The organism is Polaromonas hydrogenivorans, assembly GCF_040105105.1.
In the GTDB taxonomy this organism is placed as follows: domain Bacteria; phylum Pseudomonadota; class Gammaproteobacteria; order Burkholderiales; family Burkholderiaceae_C; genus Polaromonas; species Polaromonas hydrogenivorans.
In genome coordinates this window covers 4,013,469-4,024,896 of the sequence record NZ_CP157675.1, presented here as the reverse complement: position 1 = coordinate 4,024,896, position 11,428 = coordinate 4,013,469, and the positions used below count along the sequence as shown (strand labels likewise).

At 65.1% G+C, this 11,428-nt stretch carries 9 protein-coding genes; all 9 read right to left on the bottom strand.

The window, feature by feature from the left end; genetic code table 11:
• Window positions 1-61 precede the first annotated feature (61 nt).
• Entirely contained in the window at window positions 62-511 is a 450-nt protein-coding gene (locus tag ABLV49_RS19285) for an acyl-CoA thioesterase (protein ID WP_349279003.1), read from the bottom strand.
• 33 nt (window positions 512-544) lie between these two features.
• Window positions 545-1,513: a dipeptidase gene (locus tag ABLV49_RS19280; RefSeq protein WP_349279002.1), complete on the bottom strand. Its 969-nt coding sequence runs from the start codon at window positions 1,511-1,513 to the stop codon at window positions 545-547.
• 263 nt (window positions 1,514-1,776) lie between these two features.
• Window positions 1,777-2,565, bottom strand: a complete 789-nt coding sequence (locus ABLV49_RS19275; RefSeq protein WP_349279000.1) for an ABC transporter ATP-binding protein — start codon at window positions 2,563-2,565, stop codon at window positions 1,777-1,779.
• Complete coding sequence (locus tag ABLV49_RS19270) at window positions 2,562-3,404, bottom strand: ABC transporter ATP-binding protein (protein WP_349278998.1); 843 nt, start codon at window positions 3,402-3,404, stop codon at window positions 2,562-2,564. The genes ABLV49_RS19275 and ABLV49_RS19270 overlap by 4 nt, the downstream gene beginning before the upstream one ends.
• A complete protein-coding gene (gene nikC, locus ABLV49_RS19265; protein WP_349278996.1) occupies window positions 3,401-4,327 on the bottom strand; it encodes a nickel transporter permease in 927 nt (308 codons plus the stop codon). Before nikC ends, ABLV49_RS19270 begins: the two co-directional genes overlap by 4 nt.
• Window positions 4,324-5,340, bottom strand: coding sequence for an ABC transporter permease (locus ABLV49_RS19260; RefSeq protein ID WP_349281811.1), 1,017 nt, complete (start codon window positions 5,338-5,340; stop codon window positions 4,324-4,326). The genes nikC and ABLV49_RS19260 overlap by 4 nt, the downstream gene beginning before the upstream one ends.
• Before the next feature lie 86 nt (window positions 5,341-5,426).
• Window positions 5,427-7,040, bottom strand: coding sequence for an ABC transporter substrate-binding protein (locus ABLV49_RS19255; protein WP_415838160.1), 1,614 nt, complete (start codon window positions 7,038-7,040; stop codon window positions 5,427-5,429).
• A gap of 295 nt (window positions 7,041-7,335) precedes the next feature.
• Window positions 7,336-8,271: a DMT family transporter gene (locus ABLV49_RS19250; protein WP_349278992.1), complete on the bottom strand. Its 936-nt coding sequence runs from the start codon at window positions 8,269-8,271 to the stop codon at window positions 7,336-7,338.
• Between the two features lie 78 nt (window positions 8,272-8,349).
• The gene (gene uvrA / locus ABLV49_RS19245) at window positions 8,350-11,412 is read right to left on the bottom strand and encodes an excinuclease ABC subunit UvrA (RefSeq protein ID WP_349278990.1); all 3,063 of its coding nucleotides are present in this window, start codon (window positions 11,410-11,412) and stop codon (window positions 8,350-8,352) included.
• Window positions 11,413-11,428: the final 16 nt, after the last annotated feature.

The window sequence follows — 11,428 nt, the reverse complement described above, 5'->3', positions numbered from 1 at the left end:
TACCTTGAATGCGCGATTGAAGTGCCGCCAGGCCGCGCCCGGGTCAGGGCTTCAGGCTTGATCAGCCACCAAGCTGCCCGGTCCGCGCGGCGTCAAGATGCGCCTTGACGCGTTGCGCCAGCGCCATGTCGCCGGGCGTTTCAGGATTCCAGGTTTCCACGGGAATGGTTTTTCCCTCGGCATCGACGGCCACGAAGACCACCAGGCAATCAGTGACGACGTTCATCTGGCCGGTCTTGATGTCGCCGCTGCGCACTTCCACCGCAATGTTCATGCTGGTGCGGCCGGTGTAGGCCAGGCGCGCCTCGACCTCGACCAGGTCGCCCATCAGGATAGGGCGCTGAAAGCGGATGCTGCCCACCGACACCGTCACGCAGTAGCGTTTGGACCAGCGCGTGGCGCAGGCGTAGCCCGCCTCGTCGATCCATTTCATGACGGTGCCGCCATGCACCTTGCCGCCAAAGTTGACGGTGCTGGGTTCGGCGAGAAAGCGCAGGGTGATGGAGGACATGGGAGTTTCCGCAAGAGGTTGAAGGAGGGGCGGTCAGGGGCGCTGCCAGACCTGGCCGGCGACGCGCAGCATATTGTTACCCATGACGCCGGCGGCTTCAGCCGCGTTCATGCCGACCTTTTGCAGCGCCTCGGGCAACAGCCGCCAGGTTTCGACCGGCGTGTAGGTGATGCTTCCCAGCGCCCCCTGGTAGCCTGCGGCAGCGGGCCACCAGTAGGCCGGGTCGTAATGGCCCGGCGGGTTGTCGTCGAGTCCGGGCTGGCCAAAGCCGATGTCCAGCCCGATGCCGGCATGCTGCGCGCCGACCAGCTCGGCCACGTAGGCCGCGTGGCGCGCCACGTCCATGGCGGTCGGCGTGCTGGTGCCCAGAAACGCCGACACGCCCGAGATGCAGACCACGCCGCCCGTGGCCGCGCAGGCCCTGATCTGCTCGTCGCTGACATTGCGCCCGTGCGGGATGAGCGCCAGCGGGTTGGCGTGGCTGAAGATCACCGGCTGGCTGGACGCGGCCATGATGTCCAGGCTGCAGCGCCGGCCGGTGTGCGAGCAGTCCATCAGCACGCCGGCCCGGTTCACCGCCTCGACCATGCGCCGGCCCAGCGGCGTGAGGCCGCGCTCCACGTCATGGCAGCCGTCGGCGACCGGGTTGTTGCGGTTGTAGGCGAAGTGGATCTGGCGCACGCCCAGGTCGCGGTACAGCGCCACCATGTCGGGCTGCCCCAGCAGCGGCAGTGCGCCTTCGAGGTCGAAGCCGACGGCCAGCGCGCCATTCGCCGCCGCCTGTTCGATTTCCGCCACGCTGGCCACCAGCCGGAAACGGTCGGGATGGGCCGCAATCCGGGCGCGATAAGCCGCCAGCACCGACAGGATTTGCGACACCGGGTTCATGTCCATGCCGACGTTGACCGACACGTAATGCACGCCAGCATCGCGCAGGCGGCCCAGCGGCGAAAAGTCGGCGTCGGGGTGCAGCGGCAGGCAGGCGTGGGCTTCCCAGTTCATGGCTTTGGTGGAGTGAGTCGAAAATGATCGGAAATGCATGACAAAAATTCAATGAAAAATCCTGATTAGATACATAGCTCAGACTAAAACCGCTTGTCATTCCCGCGAAGGCGGGAATCCAGGGTTCTCAAGGCGCTTGGCTACTGGATTCCCGCCTTCGCGGGAATGACGGCTTTCATACTTGTCTGAGGCAGGTAGCTAATCAGGTGAAAAATGGCTTTTGCGCAATGAGCACGGGCGCTTTCAGCTATTAAATTGATAGTTCAAGGTGGCGGAGCCGCCGGCTCCTTGCGCCGAAAGCCCGACGAGGCCTGCATCAGGCTCAGTGTGTACGGCTCGGCCACGCGGCGGGCGGCCAGGTCGCTGGAGGCCAGCAGTTCCACCGTCCGGCCGCGCTGCATCACCATCAGCCGCTCGCACAAATGCGTGACCACGGCCAGGTCGTGGCTGACCATGATGAAGGTCAGGTTGCGCCGCCGCCGCAGGTCTTCAAGCAGGTTCAGCACTTCGGCCTGCACCGACGCATCGAGCGCGGAAGTCGGCTCGTCGAGCAGCAAAACCTGCGGCTCCAGGATCAAGGCGCGCGCAATCGCGATGCGCTGGCGCTGCCCGCCCGACAGCTGGTGCGGGTAGCGGAACCGGAACCCCGTTCCCAGGCCGACTTCATCGAGCGCGCGCTCGATGCGCGTTTCCGCGTCCCTGATACCATGAATCGCCAGCGGTTCGGCCAGCAGCCGGTCCACCGTCTGGCGCGGGTGCAGCGAGCCGTAGGGGTCCTGGAACACCATCTGCACGCGGCGCCGGAAGGCCTTGCTGCCGGGTGCGTGGTTTTCATCGCCGCCGACAAGCTGCATCGTGCCCGATTCCTTGGGCGCCAGGCCGCAGATGGCGCGCAGCACCGTCGATTTGCCCGAGCCCGACTCGCCGACGATGCCGAAGCTCTCGCCGGGCGCGACGCGAAACGAGGTGTCGGCCACGGCCACGAAGCCGTCATACGTCACCCGCAGCCGGCTGACGTCCAGACCGAGGGCCTGGGTTTGTGTTGAGGTCATAAAGCCCACTCCGGCCGCCGGTCCAGCGTCGCCAGCGGGTGCGTGGACGCGCCCAGCTGCGGCAAACAGGCCATCAGCCCGCGCGTGTACGGATGCTGGGCATGCGCCAGGCCGCCCGCCGCCAGTTCCTCGACCACGCGGCCGGCGTACATCACCAGGATGCGGTCGCAAAACGACGACACCAGCCGCAGGTCGTGCGACACCAGGATCAGGCCCATGCCGCGTTCGACCACCAGCGCATCGAGGATGGACAGCACCTGCAGCTGCACCGTCACGTCCAGCGCCGAGGTCGGCTCGTCGGCAATCAAGATATCCGGCTCGGCAATCAGCATCATGGCAATCATCGCGCGCTGGCCCATGCCGCCCGACACCTCGTGCGGATAGAGCTTGTAGACCCGCTCGGGGTTGTCGATGCGCACCGATTCAAGCGCCGCCAGCGCCCGCTTTTTCGCTTCGCTGCTGGACACGCGGGTGTGCGCCTGCAGCGTTTCGACAATCTGCGCGCCTATGGTCATCACCGGATTTAGCGAGAACTTCGGGTCTTGCAGCACCATCGCGATGCGTCCGCCGCGCAGCGCACGGCGTTGTTTCGGCGCGCAATTCAGCAGATCGACGCCGCTGAATTCGAGCCGCCTGGCGCTGATGCGGCCTTCGGGTGCGGTCAGACCCAAAATGGCGCGGCCGGTCTGCGACTTGCCCGAGCCCGATTCGCCGACCAGCCCCAAGCGCTCGCGGCCCAGCGTGAACGACACGCCGCGCACGGCTTCGACCATGCCGCCATCGCGGCCCGGAAACGCAACGCGCAAATCATCGACGACCAGCAGGGGAGATGTGTTCATTTGGCAGCCTTCGGGTCCAGCGCGTCGCGCAGGCCATCGCCCAGCAGGTTGAAGGCCAGGCTGACGACAAAAATCGCCGCGCCGGGCGCTGCCGCGACCCACCACTGGTCGAGCACATACAGGCGCCCGTTGGCGATCATCGCGCCCCATTCGGGCATCGGCGGCTGCGCGCCCAGGCCCAGAAAGCCGAGTCCGGCAGCCGTCAAAATGATGCCCGCCATGTCCAGCGTGACGCGAACGATGACCGACGACACGCACAGCGGCATGATGTGGCGCAGCACGATGCGCCACGGCGAGGCGCCCAGCAACTGCACGGCGGCGATGTAGTCGGTCTGGCGGATCGTCAGCGTCTCGGCCCGCGCCATGCGCGCGTAGGGCGGCCAGGAGGTGATGGCAATCGCGATCACCGCGTTCTCGATGCCGGGGCCGAGCGCGGCGACAAACGCCAGCGCCAGGATCAGGCGCGGAAACGCCAGAAAAATGTCGGTGATGCGCATCAAGGTCGCATCGACCAGCCCGCCCGCATAACCGGCCACGGTGCCCACCAGCAGCCCGATGGGCGCGGCCAGCACGGCGACCAGCACCACGACGAACAGCGTGATGCGCGAGCCGTGGATCAGCCGCGACAAAATATCGCGCCCCTGGTCGTCGGTGCCCATCCAGTGCGCCCACGACGGCGGCAGCAGCCGCGTGGTGCGAAGGTCGCCGATATAGGCCGAGTAGGGCGCCAGCAGGTCGGCAAAAATCGCCACCAGCACCAGCGCCAGCACGATGAACAGCCCGAGCATGGCCAGCCGGTTGCGCGCGAACGTGCGGCAGCCGCCATAGGCCCGGCCCAGCGCGGCCTGCCGTCTGGACAGCGGCCGGTCGGACGTGAGCCAACTGTGCAGGCTTTCGGGTTTTGAAAGCGTCGAATCCATCATCGCGTGCGCGTCCTCGGGTCCAGCAGGGTGTAGAGCAGGTCGGACAGCAAATTGAGGCCGATGAAGATCGAGCCCACGACAATCGTGCCGCCCAGCACCGCGTTCATGTCGGCGTTCTGCAGCGAATTGGTGATATAGAGGCCCAGCCCCGGCCAGGCAAACACGGTTTCGGTCAGCACCGAGCCTTCGAGCAGCCCGGCATACGACAGCGCAATCACCGTGACCAGCGGCACCATGGCATTGCGCAGCGCATGGCGCCAGATGATGCGCGCCTCGGACAGGCCCTTGGCGCGCGCCGCCACCACGTATTCCTGCGCCAGTTCGTTGAGCATGAAGGAGCGCGTCATGCGGCTGATGTAGGCCATTGAAAAGTAGCCCAGCAGTGACGCCGGCAAGATCAGGTGCGACAGCGCATTGCCGAAGGCTTCCCACTCGCCGGCCATCGCCGTGTCCAGCAGCAGCAGGCCGGTGACGGGCGTCAGCGTGAATTCATAGGCCACGTCGATGCGCCCCGGCCCGGCGACCCAGCCCAGCCTGGCATAAAACACCAGCAGCGCCATCAGCCCCAGCCAGAAGATCGGCACCGAATAACCGACCAGCCCGATGATGCGCACCACCTGATCGACCAGCTTGCCGCGCCGCACCGCCGCCCACACGCCCAGCGGCACACCGAGCCCGGCGCCGAACAGAATCCCCAGGCTGGCCAGCTCCATCGTCGCCGGAAAGGCGCGGCGTATGTCCTGCATCACCGGGTTGGCGGTCAGCACCGATATGCCGAAGTCGCCGCTCAGCACCTTGCGCAGGTAGATGTAGAACTGCGTGTAAACCGGCTTGTTCAGCCCCATTTCCTCGCGCGCCCGTGCCACCACATGCGGCGGCGCGTTGTCGCCGACCATCGCCAGCACCGGATCGACCGGAATCACCCGGCCGATGAAGAAGGTGACGGCGAGCAGACCGAGGTAGGTCAGCAAAATCACCACCAGGAAGCGCCCGATGGCGTTCAGGCGGCGAATATGGGGTGACGGGCGGGACGGGCGCCGGGCAGCCGCCAGCGGCGCCGGACTCAGGGCGAGGGGATCAGGAACTGCCAAGACGGGTTTTAGCGCTTGGCTACCTTGAACATGTAGTTGCTGTCAAACGTCGGGCCGAGCTTGAGGCCATCGACGTTGCTGCGGTAGGCGGCCACCTCGGTCTGCTGGTACAGCATGATGAAGGGGCTGGTCTTGCGGAATTCGGCCTGCAGCTCTTCATACATCTTCTTGCGCTTGCCCGCGTCGCGCTCCAGCACGGCGGCGTCCGACTTTTTGGTCAGCTCAGGGATAGCCCAGGCGTTGCGCCACGACAGCGGCTTGGCCTTGGCGTCGTCGGTGTTGTCCGGGTTACGCGTGAAGGTGTCGGCGTTCGAATGCGGGTCCCAGTAGTCCGAACCCCACTGGCCGATGTACATGTCGTGCGTGCGGCCCCGGTATTTGGTCAGCGTCTGCTTGCCGTCGCCCGGAATGATCTCGACATCGATGCCGGCCAGCTTGGCGGTCTGCTGGAAGGCTTCGGTGATGCCCTGCACCGGCTGGACGGTGCGCATGTCAATCGTCACCTTGAAGCCGTTCGGAACGCCGGCCTTGGCCAGCAGCGCCTTGGCCTTGGCCACGTCGAGCTTGTACGGATTCTCCTTGCTCGCGCCCAGCAGGCCCAGGGGCAAAAAGTTCTGGTGCACCACGCCGATGTTCTTGATCAGGGTGTCGCCGATGGCCGAATAATCGACCAGCCATTTCAGCGCCTCGCGCACCTCGGGCTTGGCCAGCGTCGGGTTCTTCTGGTTCAGGCTGATGTAGTACACCGTGCCCTTGGGTGCCGAGACGAGCTTGATGTCCTTGTTGGCGGACAGTGCGGCAATGTCCTGCGGGCTCAGGTTGCGGGCGATGTCGATGTCGCCTTTTTCGAGCAGCAGGCGCTGCGTGGCCGCTTCCTTCACATGGCGGTAGATCACGCGCGCCAGCTTGGGTTTGTCGCCGTAGTGGTTGTCATTGCGCTCCAGCGCCACGATCTCGTTGGCGCGCCACTCGCGCAGCTTCATCGGGCCGGAGCCGGCGTAATTGGTTTTCAGCCAGGCGTAGCCCCAGTCGCCGTTCTGCTCCTTGGACATCACCAGCTTCTTGTCAACAATGGCGCCGATGTTGGCGGTCAGGCAGTTGAGCACGAAGGTCGGCGCATAGGCCTTGTCGGTTTCCAGCGTGACCGTCAGCGGGCCGGCCGCCTTGATCTTGTCCTTGACGTTGTCCTTGCTGAAGCCAAACTGCGTCAGGATGAAGGCCGGCGACTTGTCCAGGCTGACCGCCCGGTGCAGCGAGTAGGCCACCTCGTCGGCCGTCAGCGCGTTGCCCGAGGCAAACTTCAGCCCGGGTTTCAGCTCGAAGGTGTAGGTCCTGCCGTCGGGCGACACGGTCCAGGATTTGGCCACGTCGCCGACCAGCTTGGACGGGTCGTTGATGTCGAGCCGCACCAGCCGGTCATAGGTGTTGCCCATGATCTCGCCGGCCGACAGCTCGAAGGCCTCGGCCGGGTCCATCGTGATGATGTCGTCAAAAGCGAAGGCGACCACCAGCGTGTCCTTGGGCGTGGCGGCGAATGCGGCCGCGCCGTGGCACAGCAGCAGGGCAGCCGTGGCCGTGGCGCACAGCACGCGGCGGGAGATGGACGGAGAGGGGAAATTCAGTGTTGCCAAGATGGTTTCCTTGAGGTGAGTCTGTGCGGGTTGCCTGTGGCCTTGCACGCATGAAGCATGCCTGTATCCGCCGTTCATTCTGCCGCTTTTGCGGGGGCTGCACGCAATGAATTTGCCGCGCGCCAGCCCTTGCGTCGTGCGCGATGGCCTCGGTTTTCCTGGCACGACGGCCATCGGGTGATGCTGGATTATGAAGCTTGAATAATTGCTATTCAAAACATAGCTGTTCATGCCCGCCAGACTTGCGCAACAGCCCTGAATCTTCTAAATTTCATGCCGCGCGGCCTCACGCCGCGGCCAGCGCCGGCTTTTCTTCCCTGGTGACCAGCCAGATGCCCAGGCACACCAGCAGCAGCGCCACGCCGTTCTTCCACTCCAGGATGCGCTCGTCCAGGAACAGCGCCGACAGCATGGTGCCGAACACCGGAACCATGAAGTTGAAGACGGTCACCATGCTGACCCGGTTGTACTTGAGCAAAATCGTCCAGAGCGCAAACGCGGCGGACGACAGCACCACCAGGTAAGCCAGCAGGGCGGTCGATTTGACGGTGAAGCCGCTCAGCGTGCCGCCGGCGGCAAAGCCGAGCAGCAGCAGCGCCAGCCCGCCAATCGCCAACTGGTAGCCGGTCAGCACCACCGAATCGACCTGCTGCGACACCTTCTTGCCGTAGATGCTGGCGGCCGACAGCACGAAGGCGGCGATCACGATGAAGCCCTCGCCCAGCAGCGTGAAATCAAAGCTCAGCAGGCCGGCGCTGAAGTTGACCACCATCACGCCGGCAAATCCGACCAGGCAGCCCAGCGCCTTGTTGGCGCTGAGCCGGTCGTTTTTATAAATCCAGTGGGCCAGCAGCACGCTGAAAAACGTGCCGGTGGCGTTCATGATCGAGCTTTTCACGCCGGTGGCATAGGCCAGGCCGATGTAGAAAAACACGTATTGCAGGCTGGTCTGGGTCAAGCCCAGCAGCGCCGCCTGGCCCAGCGTGCGCCGCTCCAGCCGCAGCGTCTTCTTGCCGATGGCGGCAATCGCCAGCAGCACCAGGCCGGCAAACAGGAAGCGGTAACCGGCAAACACCAGCTTGGACGGAATGTCGCCGGCCGCGATGTTGAACAGCGCATAGCCGTTCTTGATCGCCGGGTAGGCGCTGCCCCAGAGCAGGCAGCACAGCGAGGCAACGAGGAAAACCACCTTGCGGCGGGTGAAAATGGAAGTGCTGTTCACAACAAAAACCTTTGGAATCGGGCGTGGCTACGCCGGGAAGGCAAATCAAATGGCCAGCGGGTCAGTGGCGGCAGCGTTCTACAAAAGCCGTGCCAGGTAGTGACCCGTATGGCTGTCGGGGTTGGCGGCAATGTCTTCGGGCGTGCCAACGCCCACCACCCGGCCGCCGCCGGCCCCGCCTTCCGGTCCCATGTCGATCAGCCAGTCGGCGGTCTTGATCACGTCCAGGTTGTGCTCGATCACGACGATGGTGTTGCCCGCGTCGCGCAGCTGGTGCAGCACCTTGAGCAGCAGGTCGATGTCGGCGAAATGCAGGCCGGTGGTGGGTTCATCGAGGATGTAGAGCGTGCGGCCGGTGTCGCGCTTGCTGAGTTCCAGCGCGAGCTTGACGCGCTGCGCCTCGCCGCCCGACAGCGTGGTCGCCGCCTGGCCGAGCTTGATGTAACTCAGCCCCACGTCGAGCAGGGTGTGCAGCTTGCGCGCTATCGTCGGCACGGCCTTGAAGAACTCGGCGGCGGTCTCGACGGTGAAGTCGAGGATTTGCGCGATGTTCTTGCCTTTGTACTGCACTTCGAGCGTTTCGCGGTTGTAGCGCTGGCCCTTGCAGACATCGCAGGGCACGTACACGTCGGGCAGAAAGTGCATTTCGACCTTCACCATGCCGTCGCCCTGGCAGGCTTCGCAGCGCCCGCCCGCCACGTTGAAGGAAAAGCGCCCGGCACCGTAGCCGCGCTCGCGCGCGGTGTTCATTTCGGCCATCAGCTCGCGGATCGGCGTGAACAGGCCGGTGTAGGTCGCCGGGTTGCTGCGCGGCGTGCGGCCAATCGGCGACTGGTCCACGTTGATCACCTTGTCGAAATGCTCGATGCCCTCGATGCTTTCGTGCGGCGCGGGTTCTTCATGCGCGCGGTAGAGCGTGCGGGCGACGGCGGCGTACAGCGTGTCGTTGACCAGCGTGGATTTGCCCGAGCCCGACACGCCGGTCACGCAGGTCAGCAGGCCGACCGGAAACTCCACGCTCACGCCCTGGAGGTTGTGGCCGGTGGCGTTGATCACGCGCAGCGCCTGCATGTCGCCCAGCGTGGCCTGGTGGATGGCTTCACGCGCCGCGCGGCGCTCGGCCGCCGGGCTGGGCGCAAAACGCGACCTGGTTTTGTCGAAGGCGTTGGCGTTTCTGACCGTCGGCAGCCAGGGGGTGCGGTGCTGGGGCACCGCGATCCTGAGTGTTCCCGCCAGGTAGCGGCCGGTGAGCGAATCGGGGTTCGCCTGCACTTCCTCGAACGTGCCTTGCGCCATCACGCGCCCGCCGTGGATGCCGGCGCCCGGTCCCATGTCGATCACATGGTCGGCGGCACGGATCATGTCCTCGTCGTGCTCGACCACCAGCACGCTGTTGCCGATGTCGCGCAGGTGCTTGAGCGTGCCGATCAGCCGGTCGTTGTCGCGCTGGTGCAGGCCGATGCTGGGTTCGTCCAGCACATACATCACGCCGGTCAGGCCCGAGCCGATCTGCGAGGCCAGCCGGATGCGCTGCGACTCGCCGCCCGACAGCGTCTCGGCGCTGCGGTCCAGGCTCAGGTAATTCAGGCCCACGTCGTTGAGGAATTTGAGCCGCAGGCCGATCTCGCGCACCACCTTGGCGGCAATCTCGGCTTTGGCACCGTGCATGCTCAGGGTGCTGAAGTAGTTGAAGCTCTCGCGCAGCGTCAGGTGGCTGAGTTCGTGGATGGTCTTGCGGGGGCTGGTGTTTGCTTCGCCCTGCGATGTACCCACCAAAAACACATGCCGCGCTTCCAGCCGCAGCCGCGTGCCGCCGCAGTCGGGGCAGGGCTGCAGGCTGCGGTAGCGGGCCAGTTCTTCGCGCACCACCGTGGATTCGGTCTCGCGGTAGCGGCGCTCGAAGTTGGTGATGATGCCTTCGAACGGATGCTTCTTGCTGACCTTTTTGCCGGCCTTCTCGCCCGAGTCCATGAGGTAGCTGAACTTGATATCTTCCTCGCCGGAGCCATGCAGCACCACCTGGCGCACGTTCTCGGGCAGGTCTTCAAACGCCTTGTCGATGTCAAACTGGTAGTGCCTGGCCAGGCTTTCGAGCATCGAGAAGTAATACGCATTGCGCCGGTCCCAGCCCTTGACCGCGCCGCTGGCCAGGCTTAAGGATGGAAAGGCCACGACCCGCGCCGGATCGAAAAAATCCCGATGCCCCAGGCCGTCGCAGCAGGGGCAGGCGCCGACTGGCGAGTTGAACGAAAACAAGCGCGGCTCCATCTCACTGAGCGAATAGCTGCAGACCGGGCAGGAGAACTTGGCGCTGAACAGGTGCTCCTTGCTGGAGTCCATCTCCAGCGCCACCGCCCGGCCGTCGGCCAGCCGCAGCGCCGCCTCGAAGCTCTCGGCCAGGCGCTGGCGCAGCGCGGGCGGCGGCGCCAAGCCGGTTTCAGGCTCGGGCGGCGTGTCCTTGTCCAGGCGCACCTTGACGCGGTCAATCACCACGTCAATCGTGTGCTTCTCGGTTTTCTTGAGCTTGGGCAGGTTGTCGAATTCATAGGTCGCGCCATCGACCCGAAAGCGCACATAGCCCTGCGCCTGCATCTCCTCGAACAAATCCACGAACTCGCCCTTGCGCTCGCGCGCCACCGGCGCCAGGATCATCAGCCGCGTGTCCTCGGGCAGCGCCAGCACGGAATCGACCATCTCGGCGACGCTTTGCGCCTGCAGCGGCAAATCGTGTTCGGGGCAATACGGCGTTCCGGCGCGCGCGAACAGCAGGCGCAGGTAGTCGTGGATCTCGGTCACCGTGCCGACGGTCGAGCGCGGGTTGTGCGAGGTGGCCTTCTGCTCGATGGAAATGGCCGGCGACAGGCCCTCGATCATGTCCACGTCGGGCTTGTCCATGAGCTGCAGAAACTGCCGCGCGTAGGTGGACAGGCTTTCGACGTAGCGGCGCTGGCCTTCGGCATACAGCGTGTCAAAGGCCAGGCTCGACTTGCCCGAGCCGCTCAGGCCGGTGATGACCACCAGCTGGTTGCGCGGAATGTCCAGGTCGATGTTCTTGAGGTTGTGGGTGCGCGCGCCGCGAATGCTGATGCGCTGGGCCGCCAGCACGCTGGCGAGGTACTTGCTGTCGTTAGGAAAGTTCACGAAATGAGGGCGCCGC

What these genes read in the sequence shown, in the direction of transcription:
- ABLV49_RS19285 (WP_349279003.1), bottom strand. Translation starts at nt 511, where the DNA reads ATGTCCTCCATCACCCTGCGCTTTCTCGCCGAACCCAGCACCGTCAAC.
- ABLV49_RS19280 (WP_349279002.1), bottom strand. Translation starts at nt 1,513, where the DNA reads ATGAACTGGGAAGCCCACGCCTGCCTGCCGCTGCACCCCGACGCCGAC.
- ABLV49_RS19275 (WP_349279000.1), bottom strand. Translation starts at nt 2,565, where the DNA reads ATGACCTCAACACAAACCCAGGCCCTCGGTCTGGACGTCAGCCGGCTG.
- ABLV49_RS19270 (WP_349278998.1), bottom strand. Translation starts at nt 3,404, where the DNA reads ATGAACACATCTCCCCTGCTGGTCGTCGATGATTTGCGCGTTGCGTTT.
- nikC (WP_349278996.1), bottom strand. Translation starts at nt 4,327, where the DNA reads ATGATGGATTCGACGCTTTCAAAACCCGAAAGCCTGCACAGTTGGCTC.